The organism is Cytobacillus stercorigallinarum, from assembly GCF_014836495.1.
GTDB lineage: Bacteria > Bacillota > Bacilli > Bacillales > Cytobacillaceae > Cytobacillus > Cytobacillus stercorigallinarum.
Genome location: NZ_JACSQT010000002.1, coordinates 167758 through 186034, shown reverse-complemented (window position 1 = coordinate 186034; position 18277 = coordinate 167758). Strand labels below are relative to the sequence as shown.

Here is an 18277-nt window from a genome sequence, read left to right as displayed (position 1 = left end):
ATATAAAAGGGGGATTGTTATGCAATTAACGATCCATGCAAAGGGAGAAGGAGCGAATGTCCTTTCTTTTTTATTGGCGAAACATCCTGAACGTCTATATGAAAGAGAATATAAAGGGCATAAAGTACGCCTCTTTTATCAATGCTTTACTCCAAATGAGGTGAAACTAACGATTTACGCCGTTTTGGATGCTATCAGTTTAGTGAGGGATGGCGGAGAGAAATTAGATATTACACATTATATTAATGACCGTGAATTTGCAGTTAGTAGTTTGTTTTTATCACTAATACGCTCTCCTCTTGCGACAGCCCTAAATGGCTTACCTAAGGAAGAATATTTACCATATGTGGAACAGGTATTTCAATTTTCGTTTTCATTTGGGCCAGTAAATACAGACCTTTCTGTAAAGAATCTTCGTGAGTTGTTTTCACCGCTTGGATTTACCGTATCTGTGCAATCGAAAACGAAAAACAGTCCTCTTTATGTAACCGTTACAGGTGAGACAACGTTGCAAAGGGGATTAAGGCAGTTATTTATTCTCATTCCAGTTATTGATAATTATAAGCACTACTATATAGATGAAAAGGAAGCGGAAAAGCTCCAGCGTTTCGGTGAAGGTTGGCTAGAGGATCATCCTCAGAAGGAATGGATTTATAAACGCGCCCTAAAATATAAAGGGTTATTAAACGGGACGATTTTTCAACAGGGAAAGGTTGAACGGGAAAAGAAACAAAAAGGGCTAAACCAACGACGTTATGAAAAGATCATCGAGATCATTCAAGCCAAACCTCATCTTAGAAAGATCGTAGATATGGGTAGTGGAGAAGGGAAACTAAGTACTCGATTAGGCTTTTTACCACATGTGAGTGAAATAATCGCGGTTGAACCAAGTGAACGAGAAACGTTAAAGGCGACAAAAAGATATGCCAAAGCTGCCGAAAATGCGGGTTTCTTAATGCCGATACAAAAATGGGGATCGGTATTTTATTATGATGATGGATTAAAGAATAAAGATGTCTTTATTTTATGTGAAGTAATCGAACATATTGCTGAAGAAAAACTGCAAACGGTCATGCAACTTATTTTTCAAGAGTATAAGCCTGAGGTTTGCATTATAACAACACCTAATAAAGAATATAATACTCTTTATCAACTTGGGGAAACCATGCGCCATTATGATCATCGTTTTGAATGGACAAGAGCAGAATTACATGCATGGGTTGAGAAGATGACTGCTATGTATGCTTATAAAGCAACCATTTCTAGTATAGGTGAGATTGATCATGAACGAGGCGGGCCGACTCAGATAGTCGTTTTTGAAAAAGGGGTGATGATATGAAGAGAATAACCCTTCCTAACGCTGGTGTCGTTTTACTTATTGGACCTTCTGGGAGTGGTAAGACAACATTGTTGCAGAAATGGGTCAATAGTGGACAAATAAAAGAGTCAGAAGTTTTAAGTTCAGATAAATATAGAAAAATCGTTGCAGATGAAGAGTATACCTCAGTTGAAAACAAAAATAGCGAGAAGGCGCAAATCTTATTTGAACAGTATCAAAGAATCTCTAAAGAGGCATTTGAACTGCTAGAATTGACCATACAAGCAAGATGTCGCTTAAATAAATGTAGTTTTATTGATGCGACTAATATAAATAGTGATGATCGTAAAAAATTGATTTCCCTTGCACATCGCCATCATTTGCCGGTAAGCGCCATTGTATTGGATGTCGATTTGGATACATTATTAGTGAGAGATAATGAACGAGCGATGCCTAGAGGTTCAAAGCGCATTAAACAACAAATGAAAAGATTTCAATACGATAAGCGCTATTTAAAGACGGAAGGTTATCATCAACTTCATATAATAAAAGAATTGAATCACTCTCTTGAAATAGAACGAATGGATGAAGTTCCTTCTATTGATGTGGGTGCAGGCATCGATATCATTGGTGATATTCATGGTTGTTTTACTGAGCTATTACAATTATTAGAGAAGTTAGGTTATGAAGAAAATGAACAAGGGCTTTATACTCATCCCCTAGGGAGGAAGTTTTTATCATTAGGGGATATTATGAGTCGGGGACCGCGCTCTTTAGAAACGCTTTTATTTTTTAAGAATCATGTTAATCATAACTTAGCTTATATGATTGATAGTAATCACGGGTGGAAAATTTACAGATGGTTAAAAGGAAATCAGGTCACTTTACGACATGGTGACGAATTGACAGCTAAAGAAATCAATCAATGGTTAGCAACCTATTCAAAAGAAGAGCAAAAACGATTGAAGGATGAGTTCATTCAGTTTTTAGGAAATGCTCCGGCACATTATATAATCGAAGATGACGGCGTGCCAATGCTTGTATGCACGCATGCAGGGATTAAAGATGAGTATATAGGGAAGAGTTCCCAACAAATATCCGATTATTGTCGATATGGTGAATCATCAAGTAGTACGGAAGATGGTAGGCCCATTAGAGATGAATGGTATCATCATCATTCAGGTCATATGACGATTGTTTGGGGCCATGATCCGAGACCGTATCCAACCAATATCAATGCTACGATTAATATTGATCAAGGTGTGGTATTCGGAGGGAAATTAACAGCTTACCGATACCCTGAGAAGTCATTTATCTCAGTTGATGCCCTCAAAAATTATAACGGGGTCGAGCATAACCCAATAATAGAATGGAAGAACAAGAGGTTGCAGCCCCCTAATATACAAGCACTTATTGAAGGTTATCGCGTACAAATAGAAGGATTCGATGATGTGAGTGTGAAAAGTAAATATATAAAGCCGGTTATTGGTTCGTTATCGACATCTGATACCCATTTTAATCAACTGGTTTATCTCCCACCAACTATGAGTCCTGTTCCTATTCCGAGTCAGTTACCAGATTATTTAGAACATCCATTAGAAGCTTTTCAGTACTATCGTGATCATGGTGTGAATCAGCTTATTGTGGAGAAAAAGCATATGGGCTCACGTGGCATTTTACTGATTTTTAAGAATGAGGAAGAGGCCTTTAACTATACTGGGATTAGTAATTTAGGGGCGATTTATTCAAGAAGTGGGAAACGTTTCTTTAAAAAGGATATTGAAGAGCAAATTTTAACGGGTATCCAATCTAGTTTAAAGAGAACTGATTATTTTGATAAGTACGAAACAGACTTTGTGTTACTGGATTGTGAAATCATGCCGTGGAATTTAAAAGCACAAGACTTAATCAATAAACAATATAATCTTGTCGCCGAAAGCGCGATTCTAGATCGAATGATCTTGGATAAAGAACTAAATGAAGCCCTAGTTGAGAATCATTGGTTAAAGGAAAATCAGGAAAAGTTAGAACGTGCAGAAAGTTTTCAAAAAGTGTATGAAAAGTATTGCTGGGAGGTTTCTGACATTGATCGCATTGTGATTGCTCCATTTCATATCCTAGCCCATAGTGGGAGAGTATATCACGAACAGTCGCATATATGGCATATGGATCATGTGGAAGAATTATCCGAAATATGCAGTATTTTTAGGCGTACTGATTATTTACTAATTGAAGGTGAATCAAATTGGGAGCGAGTAATTGGTTGGTGGCAGGAAATGACTGAAGAAGGGCATGAAGGAATGGTTGTTAAGCCCAATCAGTTTACCATATGGGATAAAGGGAAACTGTTACAGCCGGCATTAAAGGTGAGGGGAAGAAAGTATTTACAAATCATATATGGTATGGATTATTTAGAAGAGAAGAATTTAGAGCGGTTGAAGAAAAGAAATACAAACCGTAAACAAAAATTAGCATTGCAAGAATTTTCTTTAGGAATAGAGGCGTTAAACCGTTTTGTGAAGCAAGAAGAATTAGGCCGAATTCATGAATGTATTGTCGCTATACTTGCCCTCGAAGGAGATGAAGTCGACCCGAGATTATAGTCATCATAGAGAAAAGTCATCTATATCGATGGCTTTTTATGATGGAATTTTATCTTTCATAATCTTATTACCACAAGCGCAAATTGTACTATGCTTTAACTTAATCAATTTTGTTTTACATACTGGGCAAATTTTATCTTCTTTTTTCATAGGAATCATCCTTTCTCTATGCATTCTTGGCATTTCCCATACACTTCCATATTGTGGTTGTTGACGGAAAACCCTGTAAGATTAGCTACCATTTCTTCAATTTCTGTTAGTTCTGGATAGTTAATATCAGCGATCTTTCCACATGATTCACAGATGACGTGATAATGATTGGACTGACTAAATTCGAAGCGACTTAATCCATTGCCATAAGGTAGCTCATTAATGATTCCTAATTCAACAAATAATTTTAAGTTATTGTAAATGGTAGCGAGACTAATAATAGGTATTCTTTTTTGAATGTCTTCAGCTGTTGGATGTCCATTCATGTCAATTAGTGTTGTTAAAATTTGTATTCTTTGTGGTGTAACCCTTAAGTTTTTCTCTTTTAATAAGGGAATCAAGCTTTCTATTTGGTCTTTATTCATGCTATAACCCTCATTTATAGTGATGTAATTGTAGTGAATGCCTTTAAGATCTACTTAAAGGCAAATGAGAAAAAGTGAAAAAATAAACGAAATATGAGAATAACTAACATATTAACGATATATATTAATAATAACACTTCTCATTCGAAAATCAATACTTTTTTATAATAATTATAAATAAGGTCTTTGTATTAATTTAATTTCGATATTGTTGGTAATATATCCTCTGTTGAGAGTGCAATAAATTTAATCACCAATATACTAGTATGTTACATGACATAAATGTGTGAAAAATGATTGCAAGACGGAAAGAAATTATCAATTACACTTTGAATCGTGATTCTAGTTGATAAAAGAGTGCGAATTTTTCACAAATACAAAATCCGCATGTACCAATAACACGAGCGTTATTTGGTACAATGCGGATTTTTGTTTGAAATGTATAGCTAACCTATTAAAGGATATGAATTTTATTTTACCTTTTCTGCCCAGTTAATAAAATTTATTACAACCTGATCTAAGAAATCTAGAGTTTGTTCGTGGACAAGCTCTCCTTGCTCATCTACTTTTTCAAGCACGGTACCGATAAAAACTTCATTTCCTGGAAGCGTGACAGCACCAACACCTGCTGAGTTGAGTATTTGACGCAAGTGCATTTGTGCTTTTACAGTTCCCATTGCACCAGGCGTTGCACCAACAATCATTGCAGGTTTATTGACCATAACTTTTTCTACTCTGGAAAACCAATCAATGGCGTTCTTTAAAAATGCAGGAATGGAATGATTATATTCAGGTGTTAAAAATAATAACCCATCACTATCTTTAATTCTTTGGCGAATTTCTATGACAGCCGCTGGTGGTGCAAGTTCATCATCTTGATTATACATCGGTAACTCCTCAAGAGGGAGAATATCAATCTCTAGCTTTTCTTGATAACGTTCTTTCATTAATATAGCTAACTTTTTATTAATTGATTCTTTGCGATTACTTCCAACAAATGCAGCAATTTTCATATAAAACCCCTCCATATGTAATATTTAACGTTTCCATCATAGCATAGCCCCATTTATAATCTGATATAAATGCTCAAAAAAAAACCGCAGTTAATTCAATTAGTTATGAACATTTTTCAAGGGAAATGGGTAAATTAACTAATAAAGTTCCTTTGAAAAAATGTCCTCTATATGTGTACAATTATTTAAAATGTGGTAAAGTATAATTTGTAAAACCTATACATAGCAAATACATGACTAGGAATTAGTTGTGTTTTTCAAGAGGACAGTTGTCTGCTTTGAAAAGAAAATTAAGATGAAACGCTAGGAGGAAAAGGAATATGTCAAGCAATATTCTTAATCAATTTTTAAGTGAAAATCTTGAGGATTTAAGAAATAAAGGGTTATATAACGAAATTGACCCGTTAGAAAGTGCAAATGGTCCAATCATTAAAATTAACAGGAAAGAGTTAATCAACTTATCTTCGAACAATTATTTAGGTTTAGCAACAAATGATACGTTAAAAACAATTGCTAAAGAAGCGGTTGATAAATATGGTGTTGGTGCAGGGGCTGTAAGGACGATTAATGGTACGTTACAAATCCATGTAGAGCTTGAAGAAACACTTGCAAAATTCAAGCATACTGAGGCAGCTATCGCTTATCAATCTGGATTCAATTGTAATATGGCAGCGATTTCTGCAGTAATGGATAAAAATGATGCCATCCTTTCAGATGAGCTAAATCATGCTTCTATTATTGATGGTTGCCGTTTATCCAAAGCAAAGATTATTCGATTCAATCATTCTGACATGGATGATCTTAGAGCAAAAGCAAAGGAAGCAACAGAATCTGGGCAATACAATAAAGTAATGGTTATTACAGATGGCGTATTTTCAATGGATGGAGATATTGCTAAATTACCAGAAATCGTTAAAATCGCGGAAGAGTTTGATCTAATCACATATGTAGATGATGCTCACGGTTCTGGTGTATTAGGTAAAGGTGCTGGTACAGTTAAACACTTTGGCCTATCTGATAAAGTGGATTTCCAAATTGGAACATTATCGAAAGCAATCGGAGTTGTTGGTGGTTATGTAGCTGGTAAACAACAATTAATCGATTGGTTAAAGGTAAGAAGTAGACCTTTCTTATTTTCTACATCTGTTACACCTGCTGATGCTGCTGCAAGTAAGAAAGCGATTGAGATGTTAATGGAGAGCACAGCGCTAAATGAAAAGCTATGGGAAAACAGTGAATACTTAAAGGCAGGCTTAAAGAAATTAGGATTTAATATCGGTGATAGTGAAACGCCGATTACACCTTGTATCATTGGGGATGAAGTGAAAACGCAAGAATTTAGTAAGAAATTAAATGAAGCAGGAGTGTATGCAAAGTCGATCGTATTCCCAACAGTACCAAGAGGAACAGGTCGTGTACGGAATATGCCATCTGCAGCACATACGAAAGAAATGCTAGATCAAGCATTAACTATATATGAAGCGGTAGGAAAAGAATTAGAGATTATATAAAATCACTCCTTTAGGAAGAGTTTAGAAAAGGGTAGGAGAAAAAATGAAAAAAATAATGATTACTGGCGCACTTGGTCAGATTGGCTCAGAGTTAACACTTAAATTGAGAGAAATCTATGGAACAGACCATGTCATTGCAACTGATATTAGAAGCAATGACTCAGAGGCAGCTACATCAGGTCCTTTTGAAATGGTAGACGTTACAGATGGCAAAACGATGTTAGAAGTGGCGAAGAAGCATCAAGTTGATTCCATTATTCATATGGCTGCTTTATTATCAGCAACAGCTGAAGCAAATCCAGTGTTTGCTTGGAATTTAAATATGGGTGGATTGATGAACGCACTTGAAGCAGCAAGGGAAACGGGTGCGCAATTCTTTACGCCAAGTTCCATTGGCGCTTTTGGACCTTCTACACCAAAAGATCATACACCACAAGATACCATCTGCCGACCAACTACAATGTACGGTGTTAATAAAGTTTCTGGAGAGCTACTTTCTGATTATTACTACCATAAATTTGGTGTCGATACGCGTGGTTTACGTTTTCCCGGATTAATTTCTTACGTAACACCACCAGGTGGGGGAACGACCGATTATGCTGTGGAGATTTATTACGAAGCAATGAAAAACAAAGCGTATACATCTTATATTGCACCAGGCACATATATGGATATGATGTATATGCCTGATGCATTAAATGCGATAGTCAACCTTATGGAGGCAGATCCTACGAAATTATTACATCGTAATTCATTTAATGTGACAGCAATGAGTTTTGAACCGGAGCAAATCGCTGCTGAAATTCGTAAACATATACCAGAATTCACCTTAACGTATGATGTTGATCCAGTTCGCCAATCGATTGCTGACAGTTGGCCAAATGCCATTGACGCTTCAGCTGCAAAAGAAGAATGGGGATTTAAAGCAGAGTATGATCTCGCGAAAATGACTGAGGATATGTTAAATAAACTAAAAAAATAAAATAAAGATAAGAAAAACGCCCCTTTTGTTAAGCGGGCGTTTTTCATTGAGTTAGTTTATCCATACTAAAAGGTAAATTTGTTCATTTTAAATCGCAAACTGTAACCATAAAGAGGTTTACATAAATTTATTATGTAAACTAATATCTACTAGTTATTTGTCTATGAAAATTTCCAAAATAGAATGTTGGTGAACGATTCGTAGTGGAGTTGTAATATGAGGAAGTGTAAGTTTTCTGCTATAGGTTGCGCCATCACTTTTTGCAACAGCACTAATTATAAGTTGATCTCCTGTTGGTATGACTTTCACATGATGATAACGATCTTCTTCAATTAAGGCTTCAATAATATAAGCTGATTCTGTATCAAACACATCGATACGAAAGATAGACTCGTCTAAAAAAGAGGTTAAAGGATCGAGAAACATGCTCTCTAACCAACTTTGCCACTCCATATTCATACATATCACCCCAGTATGATAATGTATGCGTATACATAAGTAATGTGAATGGCCAATCGATTATTAATGAATTAATTGTTTTTGAAGGAAGAATTTATGATAACTGCCCCAGAACAATAGTTTAGAAAAGTTTAAGTAGAACAATCATGAATTTATACGGAGAGTTGCTAAAATAAGGAGAAATGAGTTCGATACAATACCGAACTCATTTAAGCAGATTTTTACCACTTATTCCATTTCATCCAATAAACTTCTACATATCATGATGAGCGTGATTCTTTTGTCTCGAATGATTTCTATTCTTTACTTTCTTAGATCCACTTAAAGGCTCAGGTTGTCCTGGATTATCCCCTTTTGGAGCGTTTTTTCTCATATCTTTACCATCATTTTTATTCATTTTTTTCCCTCCTTTGTTTATAGGATGAAAGAATCCCCATTTTTTATACGGTATATTTCATCATCACTCTGAACAATTTAATTGTAAGAATAGTAAAAGAGGTGAAAACAAGTTATGCCTTATCATAAAAATAAACAGCAAGCATTTCAAGCAGCACAACAAAGTATGGAAGATGTAGAAGAACAGTATGATGTAATAGATAAACACGCGAGTACGTATGGCCAACAACTCAACCATCTATCTCAAGAAATAGCAGAAACTTATGAACAAATTCAGAATGCCCTAGAAGTGGCATCTGAGCATCAAAAAGAGCAATTGCTTAAATTTCAAACTGATTTGGATGCCATCACACACCAAGTACAATCGGAAAATAAAAAATAGAGCTAAGAAAGTCGAATAAAGTCAATTAAACACGAATGGTTTATTTTCTTAATATAATAATTAAATGAAGTCTATTTCACACCGTAATTGATAACCTCTCTCAATTATGGTGTTTTTATGTTTATCATATCATTTGTTAGAAATACCATAAGTAAAACTTATCAATAACAATAACTTTCTTGTTATTTACTTATGTTGAATGTTGTATTATTATAGAAATTGTGAGAAAAGTGAGGATGGGTAAAAATTCAAACTTTTCGATTGATTACCATTAAGTGGTATTATAGTACTTTGTAGTTCGAATTAGGGGGTAATACTATGGCGAAAAATGATGTGTTTAATTCCCGTAAATCATTTGAAGTAGAAGGGAAACGCTATCATTACTATGACTTAGCAGCACTTGAAAATGCAGGTATTGGACAGGTATCTAAATTACCATATTCAATTAAAGTCCTACTTGAATCTGTACTACGTCAATATGACGGTCGTGTAATTACAAAAGAACATGTTGAAAACTTGGCAAAATGGGGAACAGCAGATGTGAAGGAAGTGGATGTACCATTTAAACCTTCACGTGTTATCCTTCAAGACTTTACAGGTGTACCAGCAGTTGTAGACTTAGCTTCTTTAAGAAAAGCTATGGCTGATATGGGTGGAGATCCGGATATGATCAACCCTGAAAAACCAGTTGATCTTGTTATTGACCACTCTGTACAAGTTGATAAATATGGCACACCAGATGCACTAGACGCAAACATGGTTTTAGAATTTGAAAGAAACGCAGAACGCTACCAATTCTTAAGTTGGGCACAAAAAGCATTTGATAACTATCGTGCGGTTCCACCTGCAACAGGTATTGTTCACCAAGTAAACTTAGAATATCTTGCTGATGTTGTCATTGCAAATGAAACAACAGAAGGAGATTTTGAAGCATTCCCAGATACACTTGTTGGTACTGACTCTCATACAACGATGATTAATGGTATCGGTGTACTCGGTTGGGGCGTTGGTGGTATTGAGGCGGAAGCTGGTATGCTTGGACAGCCTTCATATTTCCCAGTTCCTGAAGTTGTTGGGGTGAAACTTGTTGGTGAGCTACCTAATGGAGCAACAGCTACTGACCTTGCCTTAAAAGTAACACAAGTTTTACGTACACACGGCGTTGTAGGTAAATTTGTGGAATTCTTCGGACCAGGTGTTCCTGCACTTCCACTAGCTGACCGTGCAACAATCGCGAACATGGCACCTGAATATGGTGCAACATGCGGATTCTTCCCTGTCGATGGTGAATCTTTAGAATACATGCGTTTAACTGGACGTAAAGAAGAACAAATCAAAGTTGTTGAAGCTTATTCTAAAGCAAACGGCTTATTCTTTGATCCTTCATTAGAACCTGTTTACACAGATGTAGTAGAAATTAACTTAGCTGACATTGAACCGAACCTTTCAGGTCCAAAACGTCCGCAAGATTTAATTCCGCTTTCTGCTATGAAAAAAGAATTTAATAAGGCTGTTACGGCTCCTCAAGGGAACCAAGGTTTTGGTTATGATGAGAAAGAGTTTGATAAAACAGCGACAGTTAACTTCAAAAATGGCGATTCTACGACAATGAAAACGGGTGCAGTTGCAATTGCTGCGATCACTAGCTGTACAAACACATCTAATCCTTATGTATTAGTTGGTGCAGGTCTTGTGGCGAAAAAAGCAGTAGAACTTGGTTTGGAAGTTCCTAAATACGTAAAAACATCTTTAGCACCAGGTTCAAAAGTTGTTACTGGATACTTAAATAACTCTGGTTTACTTCCTTATTTAGAGCAATTAGGATTTAACCTAGTAGGTTATGGATGTACAACATGTATCGGTAACTCCGGTCCATTAAAAGAAGAAATTGAAGAAGCGATTGCTGATAGCGATTTACTTGTTACGTCTGTTCTTTCTGGTAACCGTAACTTTGAAGGTCGTATTCATCCATTAGTGAAAGGTAACTACCTTGCTTCACCACCATTAGTAGTTGCATACGCTCTAGCTGGAACAGTTGATGTTGATCTTCAACATGATGTTCTTGGTCAAGACAAAGATGGTAACGATATATTCTTTAAAGACATCTGGCCAACAACAGAGGAAATCAATGAAGTCGTTAAACAAACGGTAACACCAGATTTATTCCGTGATGAATATGAGCGTGTTTTCGATGATAATGAGCGTTGGAATGAAATTAAAACAAGTAATGAGCCATTATATACTTTTGATGAATCATCTACTTATATCCAAAACCCACCATTCTTTGAAGGTTTAAAACCAGATCCAGAAGAAGTAAAACCATTAAATGGTTTACGTGTGGTTGGTAAATTTGGTGATTCAGTTACAACTGACCATATCTCTCCTGCAGGTGCAATCGGAAAAGATACACCAGCTGGTAAATATCTTCGCGAAAATGGCGTAGAAGTTCGTGACTTCAACTCTTATGGTTCTCGTCGTGGTAACCATGAAGTCATGATGCGTGGTACATTTGCTAATATCCGTATCCGTAACCAAATCGCACCGGGTACTGAAGGTGGATTCACAACTTACTGGCCAACTGGTGAAGTAACTTCCATTTATGATGCATGTATGCAATATAAAGAAGATGGAACTGGATTAGTTGTACTTGCTGGTAAGGATTACGGAATGGGATCATCTCGTGACTGGGCAGCAAAAGGAACAAACTTACTAGGTATTAAAACAGTTATTGCCGAAAGTTATGAGCGTATTCACCGTTCTAACCTTGTGTTAATGGGCGTTCTACCACTTCAATTTAAAGCTGGTGAAAGTGCTGATACACTAGGATTAACTGGTAAGGAAACAATTAGTGTTGAAATCGGAGAAGGCGTAAGACCTCGCGACTTTGTAAAAGTGACTGCTGTTGCAGAAGATGGCACTGTAACTACTTTTGAAGCACTTGTTCGATTCGACTCTGAAGTGGAAATTGATTACTATCGTCATGGTGGTATCTTGCAAATGGTTCTTCGAAATCGATTGAAGAAATAATTGTAGATTTCCTACCCTCTACACATCTAGATGTGTAGAGGTTTTTTTAATTTGTCTATATTCAATACTCATAAATCACGATGTGAAAGTTTTTTGAGCATATTGAAATAAAAGGAGATAACAAATGAAAGCGTGGATGATTGGTCCGTTTTTAATCACTGTGAATCAGTTAAGTCTTGCGATCGCGTTTGTAATCACATATTTTCTTTTAAAAACTTTCTTTAAGGTGGAGGAGGAAATAAAAGATGAAGTTACTTCTAGTCTGATGACTGGTCTTATCATTTTTCTCCTAAGTTATAAAGGGTTGCCTCTAATAACGAAGTTTGCAGATGTAATAAAAAATCCTTTCATAATTGTTTATTTAAGTAGTGGACTGAAAGGTCTATATTTTGCTTTGATTATCATGTTTATATATTTATTTATTAAAGCCTATCGCTCGCAATTCCCAATGATTCCTTGGATGCGTATCGCTTTCGTTTATTTACTTACTTATTTCCTTTCATTTTGGATGATGAGAACACTATATTTTCTTTCCTATTAGGAACAATAATGAGAGGAAGGAGTGTTCAAGTTGAAAAAAATCGTATTATTCCTTTGTTGCTTTTGGCTATTCATCCCTTTAAAAACTGCAGCAGAAGATCAATTACCAGGCTTGAAGATCGGCACAAAAGCACCCGAATTTATGCTCCAGACTATTGAAGGTGAAAATATCAGTTTAACGGATTTCCGTGGAAAAAAAGTGATGCTCAATTTCTGGGCTACTTGGTGTGCACCATGCAAACAAGAAATGCGTGATTTCCAATTATTTTATCAAAATAAAAAGGATGCTAATATAGAAATCATTGCGGTAAACATTGATACAAAAAGTAATGTAGGCAAATATATTGAACGCTTAGGTATTACTTTTCCGGTTTTATTAGACGAGAATGATCATATAAATGAGATTTATCAAGTGCTCGTAATACCAACAACTTATTTCATTGATGAAGAGGGTGTCATAAGAGATAAGTACTATAGTGCTATGCCTTTATCATTAATTGAAGAAAAGTTAAAACAGTTTTAATTTAACTCTTTTATTTTTACATTTTTCCAATAGAGAAACCCATTATTAAATTTTCTAAAATTTGTAATAACTTTCTATTGAATAGGGCATACTGTTTGTAAATAGAAAGAAATGGTGGGTGAAGAATTTTATGAGAAAACCAAAAAGAAGAACATTTGCTGATTTAGTATTGGAGAATAAGCTGCAATTAATGAAAGATCAGTCTGCAATGGATAAAATAGAGATGCGATTAGAAGAAAAACATGCTAGTCACTTGAAGGCAGAGTAGATTTTTACCTGATTAGTTCACTTAACTTCCGAACATAATAAAAAAATGAAGGAGGGATAAGTGATGGGTAATCCAAAAAGAAATAGTAAAAATTTTGTACCCAATCACCTTGGTACCCAATCAAGGGGGTTTGGTGGCAATAAAGGAAAACAAATGCAGGATAAATCAGGCAAGCAACCAGATGTGATTCAAACAAAAGGTGAATAAATGATAAAAGGATGCTTAGGTAAACCGTACCTAAGCATCCTTTTGTCTGTAAGCGGCTTTACTTCAATGTGAAGAAAAAAATATGGTATAGTTAGTTTAAACCATTGAATAAAGTGATGTGAATAGAATGAAACAAAAGAAAACAGATGTTGACAAAAATGGTTCCCAGCAAGTACATACAGAAAGAAATATATTTGAACAAATTTCTCGTTTAGATGAAAAGTCTGATGCTGAACAATTATCAAAGTTGCTAACAGAAGCATCGCAATTGTCTGCTATAAGAGAAAAAACAGATGTTCAATTGCCAGTTGCATGGTTACAAAAGGCGATTGAATTATCACCGCAGAATTTCAGAGCAAAAGAAGCGCTTGCAGAAACAAAATGGATGATTAACAAAGAATTCATGGATCAACTTCAATATCCTATTATTCGTGAAACTGATAATCGAGCTACAAAAAAATATGCTGCAGAAGAAATGATCGCCATCACAAACCGTTTTATGCAACAAACGATTAAAGCAAAAGAACATTTAAAAGGACAAAAAGAGGAACTAAGCCATTATCAGCATGATCAACTGAGTCCTTTTGTAGACGATTTATATGCTATCCTTGAAGAAGCACTTTCCATTGGCAATCAATTAGTTGAGGTTGCAGAAGCATATGAGCAGTCAATATCCGGCGTATTTCATACAGCAATACATTATGATGAAGTAAAGCGAAAAATTGAGCTACTTTTGAAAGTGAAAGAAAAGTGGCAACAAAAAATCGAAAACTATGAAATACAGAAAAAGCAACATGTGACTCCTTTAAATGAACTTGATGAAATGATAGGTATGATGAATGTAAAAAAGAGAATTAAAGCTTATTATCAATTTTTACAGTATCAAAATAGACGTCGTACTTTAGGTTTTAACCAGCGAGATCAACTTAGTTTGAATATGGTGATTACGGGGAATCCTGGGACAGGTAAAACAACTTTAGCGAGAACACTTGCCCGTATATACCATCATTTAGGTGTCTTACCAAGGGAGAATGTCATAGAAACCAATCGTTCACAATTAGTCGGTGCATATGTTGGGCAAACGGAAGAGAATGTTGCGCAATTAGTCGAAAAAGCGCAGGGTGGAGTATTATTTATCGATGAGGCTTATACATTGAATCGCTCAGCTCAATCAAAGGACGATTATGGACAACTCGCTATTGATACCCTTGTTTCGTTAATGACAAGTGAAAAGTATAGTGGGCGATTGGCAGTAATATTGGCAGGCTATCCTGATGAAATGCGACAGTTTCTTGAAGTAAATCCAGGATTACGCAGTCGTTTCCCGCAAGCCAATCATCTCCATCTTCAAGATTACACTGACTATGAGTTGTTAGAGATCGGTAAGCGAATCGCTTTAAATAATGATTATGTGCTAACTAGTTCGGGAGAAAGGGCGTTGTTAAAGAGAATAGAAAGAGAGCGTGTTGATGACACTTTTGGTAATGCAAGAGCTGTACATGATGTCATTCTCGATGCGATCTTTTCTAAAGGTATAAAGGGTGAGGAAGCGGATATTAGAGAACTAACAATCTTAGATGAAGATGATTTTACCATCGATGAGGAAGAGTCCGTTGATCAACCGCAGAAGCAACTGGATGAAATGATTGGCTTGGAACATGTTAAAGAAGAGGTAAAAACTTTAGTGTCATTTGTACAAGTACAGCATATGCGCGGGAAACAAGGATTACCGACCATTCCTGTACAGCTACACTCAGTTTTTACAGGGAATCCAGGTACTGGAAAAACGACGATAGCGAAAATTTTCGCGCAATTATTAAAAGAATGCGGCTTGCTTAAACGGGGTCATTTGATCGTTTCGAGTAGAGCAGACTTTGTTGCTGGTTATATTGGCCAGACAGCATTAAAAACAAGAAAACTTATTCGCCAAGCATTAGGGGGTGTGTTGTTTATTGATGAAGCGTATTCCCTGTTATCAGACATCAATGCTGATTATGGAAAAGAAGTGATAGATACGCTTGTAGATGAAATGACTAAACATAATGAAAACTTGGTTGTGATTTTAGCAGGTTACCCTGAGGAGATGGAAAAGCTATTGGTAAGTAATCCTGGACTCAGGTCACGTTTTAAAAAGTTTTTACATTTTCCGGATTATACTGCTGAAGAGATGCTGAAGATGATGAAAGCATTTTTAGCAAGATATGAAATGAGTTTAACGAAGACTGCTGAACAATTACTACTGGAGTATTTTACAAAAACAGTAACAGAAGGGAATGGCCGATTAGTTGTGAATCTTGCTGAAGGGGCCATTCAAAATCAAGCTAGAAGAATTATGGAAGAGTCACATACAAGTGAGTCTTCGTTATCTACATTAACAGAGACAGATTTTATGAATACATTAGGTGTAAATAGAAAGGAAGACAAGACAAGTGCTAGTTTCAACGAAAGAGATAGAAGTTAGATATGCAGAAACAGATCAAATGGGTGTGGTCTATCATGCCAATTATATTATTTGGATGGAACTAGGTCGAACGCAATTCGTAAAAGACTTAGGTTTTAATTATGCGGCATTAGAAGAACAAGGTGTACTATCACCTGTACTCGACATACAAGCATCTTATAAAAAACCGCTCCATTATGGGGAAACAGCCACAGTCAAGACATGGGTGGAGGCTTATGATGGTTTAAGGACAACTTACGGATATGAAATATATAACCAAGAAGGCATTCTTGCTGTTAGTGGGTCGTCATTACACACTTGTGTGAAGAAGGATAGTTTTCGACCAATTTCACTTCGAAGGAAGTTTCCTGATTGGCATGAAGCATATGAAAATGCAAAGAAATAAAGAAAGAAGGCTGTAGTATGGCGTTCGGTATTACGAAGGCGGTTATAAGAAAGTGGAAATCTGATATAGATGCAGGAAAGATCGCCTTTCTTACTCATTATTGGCTAGATGATCGTTTCCCCGCGTGTAAAACGGTGACGAAGGTGGGAGCGTCCGACTTGAATCAGCTCATTTTATGGGGGAAACAGTACGGATTGAAGCCGGAGTGGATTCATCACCGTAAGGATGGTTACTCTCATTATGATTTATTAGGCGATAAACAAATCGAAATTATGAGGTTAGAGGGAAAAGAAGAGCATATTTGGCGTTAAAAAACATCACCCCTAGTGCACTAGGGGTGATGTTTTATTTTTCATATTTATACTGCGGTTCGTTTAAGTCCTCATCATAATTAACAATTAAATGGTGATCATCAAAGTACCATAAGTCTTTTTCTTCGATAAAAAACTGGATACCCTCTGATTCTTTTATAACAACAGGATTAATCGGTTCTTCATTAGAAATACCTAAAGAAAAGCCTTGTTGTATCGGGCTTGAACCTCCATAACGGGCAAAAAAACGAACGTAATCTCCATCTGTCAAAAGCATCTCATCTTTGAACCAACTAATGGCTTTTTCACTCAATCGAATGTCCAAGTTCCCATCTCCTTCTATCTTTATAAGCCTATTGTATCCGAAAGCGAATCGCACTGCTAAGATTTTGATTGCTAAGAGAAAGGAACCTTATTTATGCTCAGAGAAATATTCGTTGATGGCACGAATCCAATTGATTCTTGTTACATCAGAGGCTGTTTGTTTGTCACCTGTTTCTAGCGCTTGAATAATCCGTTCATGCTCGTCGATAGATGATTCTGTTAAGATAATGGCTTTATAATAGTAAAGTCTCATCACGTGAGGTTGGAGACCTTCAATTGCCTGAGTAATATAAGGATTTTTAGTTTCATCTACAATTAATTGATGGAACTCTTCGTCATATTTAAGAGCAGAGAATGAATCCTCAGTTTTAATAGCTTCAGCAAACTTTTGATTAATTTCTTTTAAACGATGAATCACCTCTTGATTCAGATTGCCTGCTACTAATTCAGAAGACAATGCTTGCAGAACACTTAATGGAGGGAGGATTTTCGTTATATCTTCGTGGTTTACTGCAGTAACTTGTGTCCCGACTCCAGGATACATTTCTACAAACCCTTGGGAATTTAATAATTGTAATGCTTCTCTAATAGGTGTTCTGCTGACTCCTAAAGCATCCGCAAGATCAGCATCATTCAATTTTTCTTTTGGTTTTAACGTGCCATCAATAATCCATTCTTGAATTTGCAAGAATGCGCGTTTTTTGGCCGAAAGTCGTTGTGGAGTTGAAAAATTACTTGGAATTGGCATAATAAACCACCTTTGTCGTATCAAATATCTGTTCATTATTCTGTTAGTATGGTGTGATTTTTTAAATTGCTCTAAGAAATACAGAAAAAATTCTATCCGTATTAGTAATATATAGAAAAAATTATATAATAATATAGTTTTTAATGCAATATATCACCTTTAGCATTCTTTTTATTAGCATAATTTATTGTGTTCATTTTAGTGATATGTTATCTTATAAATGCAATATATTAAAGAGGTTCTA

Annotated in this window: 19 protein-coding genes; 13 read left to right on the top strand and 6 right to left on the bottom strand. The window is 35.9% G+C overall.

Annotated features, from left to right (window positions below):
- Positions 1 to 19: 19 nt before the first annotated feature.
- Positions 20 to 1339: a 3' terminal RNA ribose 2'-O-methyltransferase Hen1 gene (locus H9655_RS05480; RefSeq protein ID WP_191811736.1), complete on the top strand. Its 1320-nt coding sequence runs from the start codon at positions 20 to 22 to the stop codon at positions 1337 to 1339.
- Positions 1336 to 3921 carry an AAA family ATPase gene (locus H9655_RS05475; protein WP_191811734.1) on the top strand — a complete coding sequence of 862 codons (2586 nt, stop codon included), beginning with the start codon at positions 1336 to 1338 and terminating at the stop codon, positions 3919 to 3921. The genes H9655_RS05480 and H9655_RS05475 overlap by 4 nt, the downstream gene beginning before the upstream one ends.
- 155 nt (positions 3922 to 4076) lie before the next feature.
- Here the strand turns inward: H9655_RS05475 and H9655_RS05470 are convergent, their stop codons facing one another.
- Positions 4077 to 4496, bottom strand: coding sequence for a Fur family transcriptional regulator (locus H9655_RS05470; protein WP_191811732.1), 420 nt, complete (start codon positions 4494 to 4496; stop codon positions 4077 to 4079).
- Positions 4497 to 4966: 470 nt separating this feature from the next.
- Positions 4967 to 5509, bottom strand: a complete 543-nt coding sequence (locus tag H9655_RS05465; protein WP_191811730.1) for an NADPH-dependent FMN reductase — start codon at positions 5507 to 5509, stop codon at positions 4967 to 4969.
- A 320-nt stretch (positions 5510 to 5829) separates the two neighbouring features.
- Between H9655_RS05465 and H9655_RS05460 the strand changes: the two genes are divergently transcribed.
- On the top strand, positions 5830 to 7020 hold the full coding sequence (locus tag H9655_RS05460) for a glycine C-acetyltransferase (RefSeq protein WP_191811728.1): 1191 nt from the start codon (positions 5830 to 5832) through the stop codon (positions 7018 to 7020).
- 43 nt (positions 7021 to 7063) lie between these two features.
- Positions 7064 to 8002, top strand: a complete 939-nt coding sequence (locus tag H9655_RS05455) for an L-threonine 3-dehydrogenase (protein ID WP_191811726.1) — start codon at positions 7064 to 7066, stop codon at positions 8000 to 8002.
- A 153-nt stretch (positions 8003 to 8155) separates the two neighbouring features.
- Here H9655_RS05455 and H9655_RS05450 read toward each other — a convergent pair whose 3' ends face one another.
- Both H9655_RS05450 and H9655_RS05445 read right to left on the bottom strand, forming a co-directional pair.
- Positions 8156 to 8461 carry an Hsp20/alpha crystallin family protein gene (locus tag H9655_RS05450; RefSeq protein ID WP_191811724.1) on the bottom strand — a complete coding sequence of 102 codons (306 nt, stop codon included), beginning with the start codon at positions 8459 to 8461 and terminating at the stop codon, positions 8156 to 8158.
- 253 nt (positions 8462 to 8714) lie between these two features.
- Positions 8715 to 8858 carry a small acid-soluble spore protein P gene (locus H9655_RS05445; RefSeq protein WP_191811722.1) on the bottom strand — a complete coding sequence of 48 codons (144 nt, stop codon included), beginning with the start codon at positions 8856 to 8858 and terminating at the stop codon, positions 8715 to 8717.
- Positions 8859 to 8972: 114 nt separating this feature from the next.
- On the opposite strand from H9655_RS05445, the gene H9655_RS05440 reads away from it, so the two are divergent.
- The 9 genes from H9655_RS05440 (at position 8973) to H9655_RS05400 (ending at position 16961) form a co-directional block, all read left to right on the top strand.
- Positions 8973 to 9239, top strand: a complete 267-nt coding sequence (locus tag H9655_RS05440; protein WP_191811720.1) for a hypothetical protein — start codon at positions 8973 to 8975, stop codon at positions 9237 to 9239.
- Positions 9240 to 9557: 318 nt separating this feature from the next.
- Positions 9558 to 12266 carry an aconitate hydratase AcnA gene (acnA, locus tag H9655_RS05435; RefSeq protein ID WP_191811717.1) on the top strand — a complete coding sequence of 903 codons (2709 nt, stop codon included), beginning with the start codon at positions 9558 to 9560 and terminating at the stop codon, positions 12264 to 12266.
- Between the two features lie 124 nt (positions 12267 to 12390).
- Complete coding sequence (locus H9655_RS05430) at positions 12391 to 12807, top strand: hypothetical protein (protein WP_191811715.1); 417 nt, start codon at positions 12391 to 12393, stop codon at positions 12805 to 12807.
- 21 nt (positions 12808 to 12828) lie between these two features.
- A complete protein-coding gene (locus H9655_RS05425) occupies positions 12829 to 13329 on the top strand; it encodes a peroxiredoxin family protein (RefSeq protein WP_404826072.1) in 501 nt (166 codons plus the stop codon).
- 130 nt (positions 13330 to 13459) lie between these two features.
- Complete coding sequence (locus H9655_RS05420) at positions 13460 to 13597, top strand: FbpB family small basic protein (protein WP_095373332.1); 138 nt, start codon at positions 13460 to 13462, stop codon at positions 13595 to 13597.
- Between the two features lie 63 nt (positions 13598 to 13660).
- Positions 13661 to 13804 (top strand): acid-soluble spore protein N, encoded by a 144-nt coding sequence (locus tag H9655_RS05415; RefSeq protein WP_191811713.1) that lies wholly within the window; start codon positions 13661 to 13663, stop codon positions 13802 to 13804.
- Positions 13805 to 13931: 127 nt separating this feature from the next.
- A complete protein-coding gene (locus tag H9655_RS05410) occupies positions 13932 to 16265 on the top strand; it encodes an AAA family ATPase (protein ID WP_191811712.1) in 2334 nt (777 codons plus the stop codon).
- On the top strand, positions 16234 to 16650 hold the full coding sequence (locus H9655_RS05405) for an acyl-CoA thioesterase (protein WP_191811710.1): 417 nt from the start codon (positions 16234 to 16236) through the stop codon (positions 16648 to 16650). The genes H9655_RS05410 and H9655_RS05405 overlap by 32 nt, the downstream gene beginning before the upstream one ends.
- A 17-nt stretch (positions 16651 to 16667) precedes the next feature.
- Positions 16668 to 16961, top strand: a complete 294-nt coding sequence (locus H9655_RS05400; RefSeq protein ID WP_191811708.1) for a hypothetical protein — start codon at positions 16668 to 16670, stop codon at positions 16959 to 16961.
- Positions 16962 to 16995: 34 nt separating this feature from the next.
- Here H9655_RS05400 and H9655_RS05395 read toward each other — a convergent pair whose 3' ends face one another.
- Positions 16996 to 17286: a HesB/YadR/YfhF family protein gene (locus tag H9655_RS05395; protein ID WP_191811706.1), complete on the bottom strand. Its 291-nt coding sequence runs from the start codon at positions 17284 to 17286 to the stop codon at positions 16996 to 16998.
- Positions 17287 to 17373: 87 nt separating this feature from the next.
- On the bottom strand, positions 17374 to 18033 hold the full coding sequence (locus tag H9655_RS05390) for a GntR family transcriptional regulator (RefSeq protein ID WP_191811704.1): 660 nt from the start codon (positions 18031 to 18033) through the stop codon (positions 17374 to 17376).
- Positions 18034 to 18277 lie beyond the last annotated feature (244 nt).

What these genes read in the sequence shown, in the direction of transcription:
- H9655_RS05410 (WP_191811712.1), top strand. Translation starts at nt 13,932, where the DNA reads ATGAAACAAAAGAAAACAGATGTTGACAAAAATGGTTCCCAGCAAGTA.
- H9655_RS05480 (WP_191811736.1), top strand. Translation starts at nt 20, where the DNA reads ATGCAATTAACGATCCATGCAAAGGGAGAAGGAGCGAATGTCCTTTCT.
- H9655_RS05400 (WP_191811708.1), top strand. Translation starts at nt 16,668, where the DNA reads ATGGCGTTCGGTATTACGAAGGCGGTTATAAGAAAGTGGAAATCTGAT.
- H9655_RS05420 (WP_095373332.1), top strand. Translation starts at nt 13,460, where the DNA reads ATGAGAAAACCAAAAAGAAGAACATTTGCTGATTTAGTATTGGAGAAT.
- H9655_RS05450 (WP_191811724.1), bottom strand. Translation starts at nt 8,461, where the DNA reads ATGAATATGGAGTGGCAAAGTTGGTTAGAGAGCATGTTTCTCGATCCT.
- H9655_RS05415 (WP_191811713.1), top strand. Translation starts at nt 13,661, where the DNA reads ATGGGTAATCCAAAAAGAAATAGTAAAAATTTTGTACCCAATCACCTT.
- H9655_RS05390 (WP_191811704.1), bottom strand. Translation starts at nt 18,033, where the DNA reads ATGCCAATTCCAAGTAATTTTTCAACTCCACAACGACTTTCGGCCAAA.
- H9655_RS05440 (WP_191811720.1), top strand. Translation starts at nt 8,973, where the DNA reads ATGCCTTATCATAAAAATAAACAGCAAGCATTTCAAGCAGCACAACAA.
- H9655_RS05475 (WP_191811734.1), top strand. Translation starts at nt 1,336, where the DNA reads ATGAAGAGAATAACCCTTCCTAACGCTGGTGTCGTTTTACTTATTGGA.
- H9655_RS05455 (WP_191811726.1), top strand. Translation starts at nt 7,064, where the DNA reads ATGAAAAAAATAATGATTACTGGCGCACTTGGTCAGATTGGCTCAGAG.
- H9655_RS05465 (WP_191811730.1), bottom strand. Translation starts at nt 5,509, where the DNA reads ATGAAAATTGCTGCATTTGTTGGAAGTAATCGCAAAGAATCAATTAAT.
- H9655_RS05470 (WP_191811732.1), bottom strand. Translation starts at nt 4,496, where the DNA reads ATGAATAAAGACCAAATAGAAAGCTTGATTCCCTTATTAAAAGAGAAA.
- acnA (WP_191811717.1), top strand. Translation starts at nt 9,558, where the DNA reads ATGGCGAAAAATGATGTGTTTAATTCCCGTAAATCATTTGAAGTAGAA.
- H9655_RS05460 (WP_191811728.1), top strand. Translation starts at nt 5,830, where the DNA reads ATGTCAAGCAATATTCTTAATCAATTTTTAAGTGAAAATCTTGAGGAT.
- H9655_RS05430 (WP_191811715.1), top strand. Translation starts at nt 12,391, where the DNA reads ATGAAAGCGTGGATGATTGGTCCGTTTTTAATCACTGTGAATCAGTTA.
- H9655_RS05445 (WP_191811722.1), bottom strand. Translation starts at nt 8,858, where the DNA reads ATGAATAAAAATGATGGTAAAGATATGAGAAAAAACGCTCCAAAAGGG.